This window comes from Pseudomonas sp. ICMP 561, assembly GCF_002699985.1.
Classification (GTDB): Bacteria; Pseudomonadota; Gammaproteobacteria; order Pseudomonadales; family Pseudomonadaceae; genus Aquipseudomonas; species Aquipseudomonas quasicaspiana.
Genome location: NZ_LKBT01000012.1, coordinates 435,327 through 450,412 on the forward strand (window position 1 = coordinate 435,327; position 15,086 = coordinate 450,412).

A 15,086-nucleotide genomic window follows, 5' to 3' on the forward strand; every position below is an offset into this window, starting at 1 on the left:
CGTTATATTCGAGTCGTAGGAAGCACATCACCTACCTACTCAGCCCTTTCCCGGACAATTCGCCCATCACGTACCTCATCCGCATATCCGGCGAGCTTTTCCTCGGCGGCCTGAAGCACCTGGCACATTTTGAGCAGCGCCCAAGCATCAGGCTCGTTACCGGCCAGGCTCAATCGCTCAGCAATACGCATGAGTTCAACCGCAGACCATTTCAAGTCCGACGCGGAACCTGTCAGATCGCGTCGAAGCTGCTGATTTGGTTTGTTCAGGCTCATGCCGTCTCCTATAAATCCTTTTCTTTAGGTAATCCGGGCTCACGATTTCAAAAGCAGCAACATTACCCACAATGGGAGTGCGAGTACCAAAGGCACCCCGATCAGCAACACTAAACCCTGAACAACATATCTCCAGCGGTAGAGGCGGGTCCCCTGAGGTGCATCCCTTGCGTCCTTCCACCAATCCCAAAGGTCCAGAATCCTTAGCAGCTCAAAAATATCACCGATGTTTGCACGCAATGCCAAATTCTCCCATTGGCTACGACTCGATATCCGCGCGTCGCGCTAGGTTCACACCGGTTGGCCGTTCCACACGTACAGCACGCGAGCCAGGATATGGGTATCGTCGACCCGGATGTCTTCTGGATCGTGGTGCTTGTTGTCCGAGATCATCTTGAATCGATCCTTGCCTTTCTTCTGCAGGCGCTTCACGTAAAGCATTTCGTCGTGAGAAAAGAGGTAGATACCGTCGCCCGTGAATTCCCGGATCGTGACGTCAACCAGTAGAGGATCGCGGTCTTTGATCGTCGGGGCCATCGACTGACCCCAGCCGGTGATCATCTTGAGGTGGAAGTGCTCCTTGAACGAGACGCCCATCTCGCGCAGATGTTTGGGGCTGACTCTGATGTCCTGGAGCATTTCGGGGTATTCGTGCGGTATCTGCCCGCCGCCCATCGCTGCGCGGACATCGTAGTGCGCGATCCACACTTCATCTCCGACTTGGCCTGGCCTGGAGAAGTCGACATTGATGACGTTGCTCGCAGCAACCATGGCAGTGTCTTCTACAGCTGCAGAGATGCGCTGCCTCGTTTCATCAGGCAAATTCTTTCCATGCTTCGCTAGCATTTGCCGAACCAGATCGGCAGAGGAGCCTGGAACATCATTAGGCTCCTCGAGGCTGCTCTCAGGCTCCGGCAAGCCGATCAACAGCTCGGACTTGTCTACACCCAAAGCCTTAGACATTGCTTCGATATCGGCAAACGACGGCTCGCGGCTGCCTGCTTCGTAGTTGCCGACTCGCGACTGAGATTTCCACCCACAGGCGTCTGCCAGCTGAGCCTGGGACATACCTGCATTCTGTCTGGCGCGCTTGATGCGCTTAGCTAATTCGTTCATGCGCGGGATTCAATCACGTATTGAAATACCCGGCTTTCACTTATTGTGATTGCTAATAACACGATACGTGTTTTATCCTGTGTTTAATTATGGAGGAGCACCACATGAATCAAGTCCGAATGATCCGCGAGAGGGCTGGCGTAACTCAGGCAGCGCTGCGCCGGGCGCTCGGCTGGAATCAGTCCCGCCTAGCGAATTACGAGTCAGGCCTTCGCAGCCCAGGGCTTAGCGAGGCGCGCTTGATCGTGAACGCACTAAACGTACTCGGTGCGAAGTGCGTTCTCGACGAAGCCTTTCCTCCAGAAAAACAACCGTTAACAGCCGCTTAACCCCATTCCAACCACACAAGGAAGCCTTCGATGGCATACGACGATTCGCGCCACGTGAAAGACCGGGAGATTAAGTCCCGCTACGACGATGAGACCTATGAAGCGCTCAAGGCAGTGGCGCGTCTTCACAAACTGCAATTGGCCGTCTTCGTACGCATGTGCGTGGAAGAGAAGCTGGAAAGCATCGTTGAGCAGGATGTTACCGACAAACACCAGATGGCCTGAAGTCCCTGAAGGAGGCCAACGTGCCCGAAAACACGATCTGCCACGGGATCGACGGGAAGCTCTACGAAAAGCTTGAAAGGCTGGCAAAGGCTGCGGGTATGACCCCGGATGAGTACGCCACAAAGCTTGGAGCAGAGCGGATCTTCGAAAAAACCAGGCCCAAGGGAGCCGGAAAAATCCGACACCTGCCCACAACACGGCGTGACCCGCCGCAGGACTTAATAGGCCCTGAAAAAGGAGGGACTGATGAAGGCTCCCAATAGCAAAACCCGAATTGCAGCCACAAAAAAGCCCGGCTGCAACCGGGCTCTTTCAACTGCATTCGTAACAACTCTGTGAGGCCGATTATGCATACCTCTAATACCGATGTACAGGCCCTGAAGAATCCCGCGCCACATTTTTCGAATCACGAAAACGTGGCGCGAACTATGTCATCGCAGGAGATTGCCGATCTTGTCGGCTCCCGGCATGACAAGGTGAAGCAATCCATAGAAAGGCTGGCAGAGCGCGGCGCTATTCAACTTCCCCCAATGGGGGTAGTTAGAAATCACCTCGGCCAATCCGTTTCGGTCTTCCAAGTCAGCAAGCGCGATAGCTTCATTGTGGTTGCCCAGCTCAGCCCTGAATTCACCGCGGCTCTGGTTGATCGCTGGCAGGAGCTGGAGCAGCAAGTCGCTCAGCCCCGCGAACTCTCCACACTTGAAATCCTGCAGCTTGCCTTGGAATCTGAAAAGGCCAGGGTTCTGCTGACCATTCAAGTCGATCAACAAGCCACCAAGATCCACTCCCTGGAGAACCTGTTCAAGGAGGGCATGACTCATACCCAATTCTGCAAGGGCCTCAATGGGGTCAACGTGATGCAGGTTGGCAAGTATTTGGAAGGCCGGAGCTGGCTCTACAACGAGAGCAAATCCGGTACCCGTCACCGCGTGGGTTCCTATGCCCGCGACAAGTACATGACCGAGCACCAGCACGAAGTCACTCCGCACGGCAAAGAGCCTTTCGTTTCCTATACGCCCGTCCTGCTCAAGAAGGGTGCCGTCCGCCTGTACGACCTGTACCTAGCTGGTGAGCTGCCAATGAAGAAGACGTGGGACGGCCTCTTCACGCACGACAAGGCTTTGCGGGGTGCCGCGTGAGCATGACCCTCATGGTCGCCGCGATGAAGCTTCGCGTTGGCAATCCCCTGCGCAAGCTGGTGCTGATCAAGTTGGCCGATAATGCCAGCGATGTAGGTGAGTGCTGGCCTTCCTACCAGCATATCGCCGATCAGTGCGAGATCAGTAAGCGCTCAGTCATGAACCACATCACGGCGTTGTGTGCGACCGGACTACTTCGCAAAGAAATCCGAAAGGGTGGCCCTAAGGGGAACTCATCAAACGTTTATTTTCTGACCCTCGACGGTGGTGCACCTCCTGCACCAGGGGTAGTGAATCAGGTTCATCAGGGTAGTGCAGGAGATTCACCCCCTAGTGCAGCAGATTCACTAGGGGGTAGTGCAGGAGCTGCACCCAGAATCAGTCACTCTTCTGAATCAGTCAATGAACCGGTCAATGAACCTATTGCAGCCCCGGCTTCCGCCAAGGCCGCGACTGGGCAGGTTGTCCCATTCAGCCAACAGCAGTCCCGCGTTGAAATTCCCGCGGACATGCCCGGCCCCAAAGATCAGTCCTGCAAAACCTTCAAGACCTGGGCGAACTACGCCATGTCCTACCGCAAGCGCTACAAGGCGTGGCCGGTCTGGAATGCGAAGGTGGGAGGGCAGGTCGGGCTGTTGATTGGCCGTCTCGGTATCGATGTCGCGCACAGCGTGGCTGCGTACTACCTCGGCATCAACGACGCGCAACTGATCCGCAAATGCCACAGCCTCAACGAACTGCTGGCCAACGCTGAGGGCTACCACACCCAATGGGTTACGCAGACCCAAATGAACGGCCGGACAGCCCGCCAGCAGGAAGACACCCAGGCCAACATGAATGCGGCACAGGAAGCTGGCCGCAAGATTCGTGAGGGAGGGCCGCGCAATGCTTTCCTCTGACAAAGTTGCAGAGCTGGCCGGTGCGATCTGCGCCACTGCCGAAACTCTCGGGCAAACGATCAGCGCGACTGCTGCTGAGCTGATGGCCGAAGACCTGTCTGTGTATCCGCCCGGCGAGATCCGCAAAGCCCTTCAGTCGTGCCGCCGCGAACTGACCGGCCGCTTCACCCTGGCTGCTGTGCTGCAGCGCATCGAAGCTGAGGATGGCCGTCCGGGCAAGGACGAAGCATGGGCGATCGCCATGATCACCAACGACGAATTCGAAACAGTGGTGCTCACTGACGAGATCCAGCTCGCCCTAGCTGCCGCCAAACCCGTGCTCGATGCAGGCGACAAGATCGGTGCGCGAATGGCGTTCATCAGCGCTTACGAGCGTCTGGTCAGCCAGGCCCGCGAGGATCACAAGGCGGTGAACTGGCACGCGTCTATCGGCTTTGACGCGAACCGCCGTGTGCAGGCCATCACCAAGGCTGTGCAGATGCAGCGCATTCCTCAGGAGCGCGGGCAGTTGTATCTGGCCGACCTCAACGTCGTACCAATCAGCCAAGACGGTCAAGCCATCGCAGGACTTCTCACCGGGCAGGTCACACGGCCGAGCGCGACCGTCCGGGAAAAGCTCAAGGCGGTGAAGGACAGCATGGCTGAGATGAGCCGGGCGAGCGCTGAGCGCCGGACCGAATTGAAGATTCAAGCAGCCAATGATTTGGCTGACCGTCTGGCATTGCTTCAGCAGCAGGCCGAGGATTTGGAATTGAAGAGGGCTGCGCGATGACCGACAAGATCAGCGTCAACTGCCAGGCCAAACTGACCGAGGCAATCACCAGCCTGACCACCATGTTCCGCGAAAAGCGTTTCGTGGTCGTGTCGATGCGCCCAGGCAAGGACCGCACACTGGATCAGAACGCACTATGGTTCGCGATGTACAAGCGCATTTCCGAGATGACCCAGATCGGAGATCCAGCCGAGGCGCGCAAATACTGCAAATTGCACATTGGCGTTCAGATCCTGCTGAACGAGGACGCCGGGTTTCAGGCTGACTGGTATCGGGTCATGCGTCATCTGTCCTACGAAACGAAGCTGGACATGATGGGTGGGTGCCATTTGTTCGGTCCTGATGGGTTCCCGGTGACCAGTCTGTTCAACCGCGCGCAGGGCATCCAGTACACCGACCGCATCGTTACGCACTTCACCCGTCACGGCGTTGTGTTCTCGGATCTGCTGGGCGAGGCCGCCGCATGAGACTCGCCATCAAAGAGCGCAAATCCAAGAAATGCAGAGTTGAACAGTGCGGGGCCTCATTCGTCCCTCAGCGGCTCGGCCAAGCGGTGTGCAGTCCAGCCTGTGCAATCGTTGACGCTCCCGCCAATCTGGACCGCGCACGTAAAGCTATCGCCCAGCGCAACCGGCAGGAGATCAAAGTCCGCAAGGAGAAGCTGAAGAGCAGGGCGGATCACCTCAAGGACACTCAGCAGGCTTTCAACGCTTGGGTTCGTGAGCGTGACGCATTGCTGCCGTGTATCAGCTGCGGCCGTCATCACCAAGGCAAGTACGACGCCGGGCATTACCGGACAGTGGGGAGCAATCCCGCGCTGCGCTTCGAGCCGCTGAATTGCCACAAGCAGTGCTCACCGTGCAACACCCAGCTATCTGGGAACATTGTGGAGTACCGGATCAACCTGTTGCTGCGCATCGGATCGGAAAAAGTGGATTGGCTGGAAGGGCCTCATGAGCCCCAGAAGTACACCGTCGAAGAATTGAAAGCGATGACCGCCGATTACCGGGCGAAGACCAGAGAACTCAAGAAGGGGCAGGCAGCATGACTTATCGCAACGTAGTTTCAGCAGTGGTGCGTGCCCTGGCCGCCGAGACGATCAACAGCGCGGGCGGGTGCGATTTCGAACCAAAGGTGCAGTGTGCCAAGCAGAAAGGGGAGATCGTCGGTAAGGAAGCGGCTTTCCTCACAGATTGCTGGGTGTTCGGACGCCTGCATAAGGGGCTGACCCCGGCGCATTGGCGGGCATTGGTGGCGAAGTTCTCCACGCATGACGAACGCAAACATGCCGCCATACTGGAATTGATCAAGGTTGTGCGCTCTCCGGCTCCGCAACGCTTTCGGGAATGTGCGGTTCTTACCTGGGCCATCCCACAGGTGGGCGGTAAACACGAACCCTCAGCCATCGAGGTGGTAAGTCGCGAGGCTGAGGCCGTCCCACGGAACAAAGCGCTGGCCGACTCTTACAATGCGAAAGGCTTGGAGGGCATGACCGACAAGGTAGACCGCAAGCAGACGCTTAAGCGATCTACCGCAGTGCTCCCGGCAGCCTGGTACGACATCACCAATTGGGACAATGACGGCAAGCCGGAATCGACTCGTTACAGGTGGCGATCGAGCATCCGGAAAGGGCTTGAAGATCAGGTCAACGAGGCACTGACCGCTGCTCAGGAACTGTTAGATTCAGAGGGATTGATAGAAAATTACGCGGCGTAGCAAAAAGCCATTGCATAAAGTGATAAAGTGAGAGTTAATAGCACCATCCTGTCGTTTCTACGTGTATAGGAGTGACAACAAGAGCCCGGCCTAACCGCTGGGCTTTTTACGTTTATTTAGCGCCTCTTGTTTGGATCCCAGACTTTATGACATCGTCTTCTTTCACAAAGGGAGGTGGGCATGTCTACAACGTATGAGCTGTTGCTGGAGCGACTTTCGAGTTTCAACTTGGAGAAAGATCGCTATTGGGACAACCTTGCCACAATGGTTGCTAAGCTTCCTCAAAGTTACAGGCTGTTTCTAGGATTGTCTGAGCCTGGCTGGCAGAACCCCGATGGTTCGGTGCACTCCTATGTGCAGCTAGGTATAGGCATCGGGGATGCCTTTGTCGGACAAAGAGCCCAATTGCTTAGCGGAACCGATGAAGCCACATTGCCTTTCACGCTAAAGCTGACTCTTAATCCCGAAACCCCAACACAGTCTAGCGAAGAGCTTTTCTTTAGTATCTCGGCAAAAGAGGGACCTAACGCTTATGTTTTTTTTGTAAATGGCTTGGAGAAGCCTGTTCAGGTTGGTTTGTCCGAAGGAGATTCTGGCCAATTTGATCCGCTCTGGAGTGCACTTACTGAACTGGGCTACCGCTGGTTCGATCCGGAGATTTTTACAAATTAACATTCGTGAAGCCCCGCCAAGTGCGGGGCTTTTTTCTGAGTCCGACAGACCTTACCCATCATTTGGCACTCTGATCGTCACGTTCAGCGAGGGCCTCATTCAGCACTGCGCCCCTTTGACCGTTTCCAGCGGTCCTTTTTTCAGAGGTAAAGATGGACCCTACCGACCTTGGCCCAGGCACAGTCACCTGGCTGGGCGGTACTGGCACCGTATTGCTTGCTGGCTTCCTGTGGCTGCGTAAGTTTCTCTCGCGCGATGCAGCAGATCGGGCAATGGACAACGCCGATATCGGCACCGTCCGACGACTGAATGAGTTGCTCGACTCCGAACGTGTGGCCCGTAAAGAGGCTGAGGCCCGCGCTGACCAATTCGCCAAAGAGCGTAACGAGCTCGCCGCAGCGGTCGGCCGAATGGAAGGGAAGATTGAAGCCCTCACCAGCCAGGTCGCCCAGCTCACTGACAAGGTAACGACGCAGAGCGAAGAGATCGCGCGGTTGCGAACCAAGTTGGGAGGAATCAACTGATGGACAGATGCTCAATGGAATTCATCGCTCGCCGCTGGTGGCGTCGTATCGAGATCTGGGTCATTGCGATCCTGCTCGCTGCTGGGTCATTCTCGATGGGCTTTCAGGTTTCTCAATGGGCCCTCGGCGACTGGTACACCAAACAAGTAGCAGAAGTGCGCCGCGGCTACGACGAGGCAACCGCCCAGCGCGACCTCCGCCTGGGCAAGCTGGCTGATAAGACTACTGAGGCTGCTGGGAAAGTAGAGGCAGCATCTGCCAGCGCGGTACAGGCCGCAGATACAGCGAGCCAAGCGGCCGACAAGGTCAATAAGGCGGTGGAGCGGGTTAGCCCGTAGCGCGCCTCGATTTCAGAAACTGCCATTCGTGGCGCGAGTGCTACCTAACTCTGCTTTCGCTTTCCTGCCTTTCTGCGTGCCTCAAGAAACGTAGCGACTGCGACGGTAAGTGTTCTGCCGGCGTATAGGTACGTGCTCAGCACCGAGACAACCATCGAATAGACGAGCAGGGGTGTAACCGTGCTCTGGAGATTGGCGAGGTCATACACGAAGACTCCGCTTGCCGTAGTGCCCGCGGCTATTAACGAGACGTAGAGGGTCGACTTAATCGGCCCAAATCTCACCCCTGGAGCGCGAATCTGATCAAAGACATTGACGATGATGAAAATGAGTAGGGGTACTGAGGCGATTGCTGCAATTGTTTGAAGCTTCGTGAGGGTTGGCTCCATGCCGATACTCCTTTATCTGATTGATGTAGGTCTGCACTCTTGAGTGCGCCGCATTTTAGATGCTCTAGCTTGCGTTGCTCGACTCATTTCCACAGCCGAGGGGCTCATATGACATTGAGATGGTCAAGAAGCGGGATACGTGTACTGGTGGACGGGTTAGGACGCTGGCGGTCCTGCCGGGCGTCTATAGCGGGGCTGCAACGACTATGCGGGCTACGTAATAGTTTTCGATGGGTCAGATATCAGGGGGCAGCTGTAAGCAATCTGGATCGCTTTGCGATACGATTCACTGGGGAGATGGATTACTTGATCGCCATCAGCCATTGGGATCCTGTAGACCGGACCGCCCACATTCTCTACTTCCAGACTTTGCGGCGAAAGCCAAGACCCTGCGTTAGGCGCAAAGCCAGCCGAAGACAGCTTGCTGCCGGTATATTCAACAACGATTGAAGCCTTGTCTCTATCTGCTTCGCTGAACTCTGGAGCGGATAGAACGATCTTTGCAGCGACATAGTGGATTGCTCCCACCCAGAGGTGGTGGGGAAGATACTGATCACTCACTTCCGATCTCCAGCCTTTGTTAAGTGGGGTGTGCCGCAGGGTTAGTGCGGCACACTGAGTATCACTTTCGTTCGAAGATGATTTTGGCGCTAACCAAGTGCTGACCATTTACTGTGAGTGTGCAGAAGGTTTCCGGCAAAGCCTTTGTTGGTTCATTTTTCATAGGGTCGCATTTCAATACTCCCTTCTTGTCGTCGAAGGGTAATTCGAAACCGGCCAATGTCTTGCTGAACGGAATTGTGTATTTCTGTGTATAACCCATCTGGCCGATCACTGCAGGCTCGCCATCACCCATGAATCCGGATGTCGGGGTGGCGCACAAAGTACCAACCTTGCGCTCACCGTCGATTATGTTGGCGTCGCTATAACAACTCCGGTAGCCGATTTGGGCAGCAATTGCACCGGGGCCTAAATTGGTCCACGTAGGTTGCGGTCCTACAGCGCATCCGCTGAGCAATGACAAGCCGAGAATGCAAACAGCCAGCGAGCTGGTTTTTATGAGTGACATAGGGTGAGCGTCCTTACTGGTAAAAGCCGACACCAATACCGGCAACCAGCCACTATTTCAAGATAAAGGTGAGGCTATGGATAGACCAATGCCTCCAGCATCATTGCTTGAGCTTTCGGACCTGTCCGACTTCGGCATTCGCCTAACACCCGCGCCTGAGGTTTGGGAGTGGCTACAAGCCGAGATACTTGCCGACACCGGCAGCATCCACAACGAAGACCATGCCCATCTCATCGACGCTGACATCCAGGTGATGTGGGCATCGTCCAGTTATGGCAAGCAGGGGCGCACTGTCCTTGGTCAGGCTGAGCAAGTCATGTTCCGAGCTGGGGGCTGGCAGAAAGCCCGGATGGAACAACAGATGCGCGACTGGTTCGGCGACATACCGACCTACATCATCACGCTTGCCGCTGACTACTGCGCTCAATGCTCAGATGAAGACTTCTGCGCATTGGTTGAGCACGAGCTGTATCACATCGCCCAGGCCAAAGATCAGTACGGTGCGCCCAAGTTCACGCAGGAAGGTCTGCCCAAGCTTGAGATGCGCGGTCATGACGTCGAAGAGTTCGTTGGAGTGGTTCGCCGCTACGGTGCGAGCCCTGAAGTTCAAGAGTTGGTGGATGCAGCAAACAAACCTGCCGAGGTAGGCAAATTGAACATATCGAGGGCCTGCGGAACCTGTCTGCTCAGATCGGCCTGAATCTTGACAGGCCCTAGACGGATGAAAATTTATGGCAGCCCTGAAAAATGAGGTGAAGAGCTTCATCGTTCAGGCGTTGGCATGCTTTGACACCCCTTCTCAAGTCGTGGAGGCGGTCAAGAACGAATTCGGCCTGGTTGTGAGTCGTCAGCAGGTAGAGACGCACGATCCAACAAAGAGCGCAGCAAAGGGCCTCGCAGTGAAATGGGCAACCCTGTTTCACGACACCCGCAAGCGATTCCGCGAAGAGACGGCTGAGATACCGATCGCCAATCGTGCCTATCGGCTCCGAGCCATGAACCGGTTTGTAGAGAAGGCCGAGACGATGAAGAACATCGTGCTCGCTATGCAGATCTTGGAGCAGGCAGCGAAAGAAGCTGGTGACATGTACGTCAACCGGCACCGGAAGGAAGACTCCGGTGATGAACCGGTAATTCCAAGCCGCATTCAGGTTGACGTTGTGGATGCGAGGAAGCCGAATGCCGAGCCTTAACGTTCCGCAGGCGACATTCCTGCGCATGGAGCACAAGTTCCGGGCGTTTGTTGCGGGGTTTGGTTCAGGCAAAACGTGGGTAGGGTGTTCAGCGCTATGCAGGCACTTCATGGAGTGGCCTGGCGTCAACGCAGGCTATTTTGCGCCGACGTACCCGCAGATCCGGGACATTTTCTATCCGACGATGGATGAAGTGGCCTACGACTGGGGTTTGAAGACCAAGATCAACCAAGCGAACCACGAAGTTCACATCTACAGCGGCCGACAGTATCGGGGCACCGTAATTTGCCGGTCGATGGAGAAGCCGCAGACGATTGTCGGTTTCAAGATCGGGCACGCCCTGGTCGATGAGCTGGACGTACTTACGGCAATCAAAGCCCAGCAGGCTTGGCGCAAGATCATCGCCCGGATGCGTTATAACGTGCCCGGGTTGAAGAATGGCGTAGATGTAACGACGACACCTGAGGGCTTCAAGTTCGTCTTTTTGCAATTCGTAAAGCAGCTTCGCGACAAGCCATCGCTGAATGAGATGTATGGTCTGGTTCAGGCCAGCACGTTCGACAATGAACTGAATCTGCCGGATGACTACATTCCATCGCTGATGGAGTCGTACCCCGAGCAACTGATCAGGGCTTATCTGAACGGCCAGTTCGTCAACCTGACATCCGGCTCGATCTACCACTCATACGACCGCAAGTTGAATCAGTGCTTTGATACCGTTCAGCCCGGCGAGCCGCTTTTCATCGGCATGGACTTCAACGTCGGCAAGATGGCTGCAATCACCCACGTTAAGCGCGATAAAGGTATGCCTAGGGCTGTTGATGAGCTCATGGATGGCTACGACACGCCAGACATGATCCGGCGCATCAAAGAGCGCTACTGGGAGCACGACGGCAACAGCTTCAGGAAGACGTGCGAGATCAGGATTTACCCGGATGCATCGGGCGACTCGCGTAAGTCAGTGAATGCCAGCCTTACGGACATCGCCATGCTCAAACAGGCGGGGTTCACGGTCATTGCTCCAGCGGCCAACCCGCCTGTGAAGGACCGCATCAACGCGGTGAACGCCATGTTCTGCAATGCGCAGGGCGAGCGTCGTTACCTGGTCAACCCGTTCACGTGTCCGACATACGCCGACGGCCTGGAACAACAGGTTTGGGCGGCCAATGGCGAGCCCGACAAATCACAAGGCAATGACCACGCCAACGACGGTGGTGGTTATTTCATCCATCGCGAGTACCCGATTATCAAACCGGTCACCTCTCTAAAACTGGGATACGCCCGATGAGCAACGACGTTTCCTTCAAGCGGCCCGAGTACATCGAGGCGCTGGACCGCTGGCTGACCGTTCGTGACGTCTGCGCGGGCCAGCACCGAGTGGTCGACCGGCTGCCGTACATTAACCGGCACGATAAAACGGAAGAGAACATCGAGCGCAACAAGTCTTACCGCGAACGTGCTGTGTTCAAGAACGCTACTGGCCACACCCGAAACGGTTTGATCGGCCTGGCTTTCCACAAAGATCCGACGCTGACCGTACCCAGGAATCTCGAATACTTGCAGGACAACGCTAACGGGGCAGGCGTGAGCATCTACCAGCAGTCGCAAGGCTCTCTGGAAAAGGTGCTAGAGGCGGGGCGGCATGGCCTGTTCGTGGACTTCCACGAAGACAGCGGTATTGGCGGACATGCGGTCATCCTCACGTATTCAGCTGAGGACATCATCAATTGGCGCACCGGCATGGTCGACGGGCATAACGTCTTGACTATGGTTGTACTGCGAGAGATGCATGAAGAGCCTGATGGTTTTGGGTTGAAGTGCACTGAGCAGTTCCGTGAGCTTGCGCTTGGGGACGGTGGCAGCGAAGACGGAGGTCTCTATGTCTGCCGTGTGTGGCGTCGCAAAGGCGTGCGCGGCGGCGGCCCTCTTGAGGTTGTTGAAGAGTACCGGCCGGCCGGTAAGAAGGGGCGACTCAAAGAGATTCCGTTCACCTTCATCGGCGCTCAGAACAACGATCCGAGTATTGACGAGTCGCCACTCTACGATATCGCCATGATCAACCTTGGCCACTACCGAAACAGCGCGGACTATGAAGACAGCGTCTTCTGGTGTGGACAGGCGCAACCGTGGATAAGCGGTGTCGATGAGCAGTGGCTGGAGATGGCCCGGAAAGAGGGCGTCTATGTTGGCTCTCGCGCTCCAATCCCTGTTCCTGCTGGTGAAACATTCGCCTTTGCTCAGCCGCAGCCTAATACGCTCGTTAAAGAGGCCATGGCCGATAAGAACCAGATGATGATTGAACTGGGCGCACGCATGGTCGTTGCTTCATTGGCTGCGAAGACGGCAACAGAGTCCCGCGGTGATCAGTCAGCGTCGACGTCCGTGCTTGCTATCTGTGTATCTAACATCAACGAGGCCTACACCCGGGCGTTGATGTGGTGTGGCGAGTTCATCGGAGCAACTGGCAAGACTGCATACCTGGTGAATCAGGAGTTCGTGGAGCTGTCAGCGGATCCACAGATGATCGCCGCGCTGGTCCAATTGTGGCAAAGCGGTGGGTTCGCTAAGGCTGATTTGCGCGGCTACCTGCGCAAACTTGGTCTGATCGCACCGGAACGTACTGATCAGCAGATCGATAACGAGATCAGCGAACAGACCGATGGCCTCGGCCTCGATGATGAGGACTTGAACGATGGCCACCAACCAAGCGCTGCTTGATGCAACGATTCGGCATGCGGTCTTTCTGGAGCGACTGAAGGCGGGGGAGGTGCAGAAGTTCGCACCGTTCCTCAAGGAAATTGACCGGTCGTTGCGTGATCGCCTGACCCAGTCGGATATGACCAGCTACACCCGCAAGCGTCTGGAGCAGCTTCTCGACGAAGTAGACAGCCTGCTGCTGGGCATCTTCACCCGTTTCACCGATCAGCTCACGCTGGACCTGATCGACCTGGCTACTTATGAGGCCCAGTTCGAGGCGACGAGTCTGACGAAGGCCGCGCCGGTCGGTGTTAGCTTTGAGGCTGCCGTGCCGACAGCTACCGCGATCCGCACAGCGGTGCTGAGCAACCCGCTCAGTGTTCGTGGTACAGACGGTGGGAAGCTGCTCAAGCCATTCATCAAGGACTGGACGACTGCCGAGCGTAACCGCATCACAGGCGCGATTCGCCAAGGTTTCTTCGAGGGGCAGACAAACTTCCAGATCATTCAGAAGATTCGCGGTTCTGCAGCGCTCAAGTACGCCGACGGCATCCTGGCTACGACGGACCGCAATGCATCGACGGTTGTTCGCACTGCAATCCAGCACGTAGCCAGCCAGGCGCGGATGGAAACGGCCAATGCGAACAGCGACGTGGTTCCTGAGATCGAGCTGGTTGCCACATTGGATAGCAAGACCAGCCAGGTGTGCCGCAGCTTGGACAAGCGCCGGTTTCCGGTAAATTCAGGGCCTCGGCCACCATTTCACCCGAATTGCCGTACCACCTTTGTGATGATCACAAAATTCAGCGAGCTGTTCGCTCAGGGCGCAACCAGAGCATCCCAGATCGGACAGGTGAGTGCTGATCTCGACTATTACCACTGGCTTCAGCAGCAACCGGCGTCGTTTCAGGATGCAGCGATTGGCCCTGTGCGGGCAAAGCTGTTCCGTAATGGTGGGCTGAGCGTTGAGCGATTCACTGAGCTTCAACTCGATAGGAATTTCAAGCCGCTGACCTTGGTTCAGATGAAAGGGCTTGAGCCGCTGGCTTTTGAGAGAGCGGGTTTGAGATGATTCGAGCCTTGTGAGCCGCTACTTAAGGATCTTTCATATGGGACTGACGGGAAAGCGCCGTGCTGTCACTAGGAGTGCTGTGCGTAAGGCGTGGCAGGAGAACCTAGCTTGGATCAGCGACTATGGGTTTTGCAGCTACACCCGTGAGGCTATAGAGGATGATTACGAGGACTTGCGAGTCTGTTGGTGTTGCGGAGTTACGGGGTATCAGGAAGTCGCCCATATTATCCCTCACTCCTTAGGCGGAACGCATTTGCCTATCAACAGCTTCTTGTTGTGCGCGGAATGTCACCTGACATCTCCAGATTGCAGCGACCCGAAATACTTCGTGGAATTTATCAACCGCCACGCTGGTAGGTTCAATACGGCTTTCGCGGAAACATTCAAAAGAATGACTAATCGATTGTTGGAATTTTGTGAGCAGGAGCCTGAAAAAGCTGAGGCGGTACAAGCAGCCCTGAGCGAGCAATATCTTGACTCAGGCGGTCGCATCTCCACACATGGATCTAACTATTCGATCAGTACAAAGATGGCTGGGGTGGAAATGGCCTTAGATAGAGCCATTGAGCTAGTTCAGCGAAATCCTGCTTGTAAGTAGCCATAGTTATTAAAACTGACCCGCTTCGGCGGGTTTTTTTATGCCTGCAAAGTAGGCAACTCA

23 protein-coding genes and 1 pseudogene are annotated in these 15,086 nt (G+C 55.8%); 19 read left to right on the top strand and 5 right to left on the bottom strand.

Annotation, left to right across the window (positions count from 1 at the left end; translation table 11 throughout):
- Positions 1 to 35: 35 nt before the first annotated feature.
- Complete coding sequence (locus AO242_RS12275) at positions 36 to 275, bottom strand: hypothetical protein (protein ID WP_099268873.1); 240 nt, start codon at positions 273 to 275, stop codon at positions 36 to 38.
- Positions 276 to 566: 291 nt separating this feature from the next.
- Positions 567 to 1,391 carry an XRE family transcriptional regulator gene (locus tag AO242_RS12280; protein ID WP_099268874.1) on the bottom strand — a complete coding sequence of 275 codons (825 nt, stop codon included), beginning with the start codon at positions 1,389 to 1,391 and terminating at the stop codon, positions 567 to 569.
- 119 nt (positions 1,392 to 1,510) lie between these two features.
- On the opposite strand from AO242_RS12280, the gene AO242_RS12285 reads away from it, so the two are divergent.
- The 12 genes from AO242_RS12285 to AO242_RS12340 all read left to right on the top strand — a co-directional run bounded on the left by AO242_RS12285 (position 1,511) and on the right by AO242_RS12340 (position 8,005).
- The gene (locus AO242_RS12285; protein WP_373562218.1) at positions 1,511 to 1,720 is read left to right on the top strand and encodes a helix-turn-helix domain-containing protein; all 210 of its coding nucleotides are present in this window, start codon (positions 1,511 to 1,513) and stop codon (positions 1,718 to 1,720) included.
- Positions 1,721 to 1,750: 30 nt separating this feature from the next.
- Positions 1,751 to 1,945: a hypothetical protein gene (locus AO242_RS12290; RefSeq protein ID WP_095093870.1), complete on the top strand. Its 195-nt coding sequence runs from the start codon at positions 1,751 to 1,753 to the stop codon at positions 1,943 to 1,945.
- 20 nt (positions 1,946 to 1,965) lie between these two features.
- Positions 1,966 to 2,208 (top strand): hypothetical protein, encoded by a 243-nt coding sequence (locus tag AO242_RS12295; RefSeq protein WP_099268875.1) that lies wholly within the window; start codon positions 1,966 to 1,968, stop codon positions 2,206 to 2,208.
- Positions 2,209 to 2,292: 84 nt separating this feature from the next.
- Positions 2,293 to 3,084, top strand: coding sequence for a Rha family transcriptional regulator (locus tag AO242_RS12300; protein WP_257153421.1), 792 nt, complete (start codon positions 2,293 to 2,295; stop codon positions 3,082 to 3,084).
- Positions 3,081 to 3,983, top strand: coding sequence for a helix-turn-helix domain-containing protein (locus AO242_RS12305; protein ID WP_099268877.1), 903 nt, complete (start codon positions 3,081 to 3,083; stop codon positions 3,981 to 3,983). The genes AO242_RS12300 and AO242_RS12305 overlap by 4 nt, the downstream gene beginning before the upstream one ends.
- On the top strand, positions 3,970 to 4,755 hold the full coding sequence (locus AO242_RS12310; RefSeq protein WP_099268878.1) for a hypothetical protein: 786 nt from the start codon (positions 3,970 to 3,972) through the stop codon (positions 4,753 to 4,755). Before AO242_RS12305 ends, AO242_RS12310 begins: the two co-directional genes overlap by 14 nt.
- Entirely contained in the window at positions 4,752 to 5,222 is a 471-nt protein-coding gene (locus AO242_RS12315) for a hypothetical protein (RefSeq protein ID WP_099268879.1), read from the top strand. Before AO242_RS12310 ends, AO242_RS12315 begins: the two co-directional genes overlap by 4 nt.
- Complete coding sequence (locus tag AO242_RS12320; protein WP_099268880.1) at positions 5,219 to 5,803, top strand: recombination protein NinG; 585 nt, start codon at positions 5,219 to 5,221, stop codon at positions 5,801 to 5,803. The genes AO242_RS12315 and AO242_RS12320 overlap by 4 nt, the downstream gene beginning before the upstream one ends.
- Positions 5,800 to 6,471, top strand: coding sequence for a hypothetical protein (locus AO242_RS30145; protein WP_099268881.1), 672 nt, complete (start codon positions 5,800 to 5,802; stop codon positions 6,469 to 6,471). Before AO242_RS12320 ends, AO242_RS30145 begins: the two co-directional genes overlap by 4 nt.
- Before the next feature lie 180 nt (positions 6,472 to 6,651).
- Positions 6,652 to 7,143, top strand: a complete 492-nt coding sequence (locus AO242_RS12330) for a hypothetical protein (RefSeq protein ID WP_099268882.1) — start codon at positions 6,652 to 6,654, stop codon at positions 7,141 to 7,143.
- Between the two features lie 152 nt (positions 7,144 to 7,295).
- Positions 7,296 to 7,667, top strand: a complete 372-nt coding sequence (locus tag AO242_RS12335; RefSeq protein WP_099268883.1) for a chemotaxis protein — start codon at positions 7,296 to 7,298, stop codon at positions 7,665 to 7,667.
- Complete coding sequence (locus tag AO242_RS12340; RefSeq protein WP_099268884.1) at positions 7,667 to 8,005, top strand: hypothetical protein; 339 nt, start codon at positions 7,667 to 7,669, stop codon at positions 8,003 to 8,005. The genes AO242_RS12335 and AO242_RS12340 overlap by 1 nt, the downstream gene beginning before the upstream one ends.
- A gap of 44 nt (positions 8,006 to 8,049) precedes the next feature.
- Here AO242_RS12340 and AO242_RS12345 read toward each other — a convergent pair whose 3' ends face one another.
- The 3 genes from AO242_RS12345 to AO242_RS12355 all read right to left on the bottom strand — a co-directional run bounded on the left by AO242_RS12345 (position 8,050) and on the right by AO242_RS12355 (position 9,463).
- Positions 8,050 to 8,394, bottom strand: a complete 345-nt coding sequence (locus AO242_RS12345) for a hypothetical protein (protein ID WP_099268885.1) — start codon at positions 8,392 to 8,394, stop codon at positions 8,050 to 8,052.
- Positions 8,395 to 8,607: 213 nt separating this feature from the next.
- Entirely contained in the window at positions 8,608 to 8,955 is a 348-nt protein-coding gene (locus AO242_RS12350; RefSeq protein ID WP_099268886.1) for a hypothetical protein, read from the bottom strand.
- Positions 8,956 to 9,016: 61 nt separating this feature from the next.
- A complete protein-coding gene (locus AO242_RS12355; protein ID WP_099268887.1) occupies positions 9,017 to 9,463 on the bottom strand; it encodes a hypothetical protein in 447 nt (148 codons plus the stop codon).
- Positions 9,464 to 9,539: 76 nt separating this feature from the next.
- On the opposite strand from AO242_RS12355, the gene AO242_RS12360 reads away from it, so the two are divergent.
- The 7 genes and pseudogenes from AO242_RS12360 to AO242_RS29690 all read left to right on the top strand — a co-directional run bounded on the left by AO242_RS12360 (position 9,540) and on the right by AO242_RS29690 (position 15,023).
- Positions 9,540 to 10,163 (top strand): putative metallopeptidase, encoded by a 624-nt coding sequence (locus AO242_RS12360; RefSeq protein WP_099268888.1) that lies wholly within the window; start codon positions 9,540 to 9,542, stop codon positions 10,161 to 10,163.
- A 31-nt stretch (positions 10,164 to 10,194) separates the two neighbouring features.
- Entirely contained in the window at positions 10,195 to 10,656 is a 462-nt protein-coding gene (locus tag AO242_RS12365) for a DUF2280 domain-containing protein (RefSeq protein WP_099268889.1), read from the top strand.
- A complete protein-coding gene (locus tag AO242_RS12370) occupies positions 10,643 to 11,944 on the top strand; it encodes a terminase large subunit domain-containing protein (RefSeq protein WP_099268890.1) in 1,302 nt (433 codons plus the stop codon). Before AO242_RS12365 ends, AO242_RS12370 begins: the two co-directional genes overlap by 14 nt.
- Positions 11,941 to 13,374: a DUF4055 domain-containing protein gene (locus AO242_RS12375; protein WP_099268891.1), complete on the top strand. Its 1,434-nt coding sequence runs from the start codon at positions 11,941 to 11,943 to the stop codon at positions 13,372 to 13,374. The genes AO242_RS12370 and AO242_RS12375 overlap by 4 nt, the downstream gene beginning before the upstream one ends.
- On the top strand, positions 13,349 to 14,425 hold the full coding sequence (locus tag AO242_RS12380; protein ID WP_099268892.1) for a minor capsid protein: 1,077 nt from the start codon (positions 13,349 to 13,351) through the stop codon (positions 14,423 to 14,425). Before AO242_RS12375 ends, AO242_RS12380 begins: the two co-directional genes overlap by 26 nt.
- A 37-nt stretch (positions 14,426 to 14,462) precedes the next feature.
- A pseudogene (locus AO242_RS30150) lies at positions 14,463 to 14,708 on the top strand (HNH endonuclease signature motif containing protein); the annotation flags it as partial.
- A 45-nt stretch (positions 14,709 to 14,753) separates the two neighbouring features.
- Complete coding sequence (locus AO242_RS29690; protein ID WP_257153422.1) at positions 14,754 to 15,023, top strand: hypothetical protein; 270 nt, start codon at positions 14,754 to 14,756, stop codon at positions 15,021 to 15,023.
- Positions 15,024 to 15,086 lie beyond the last annotated feature (63 nt).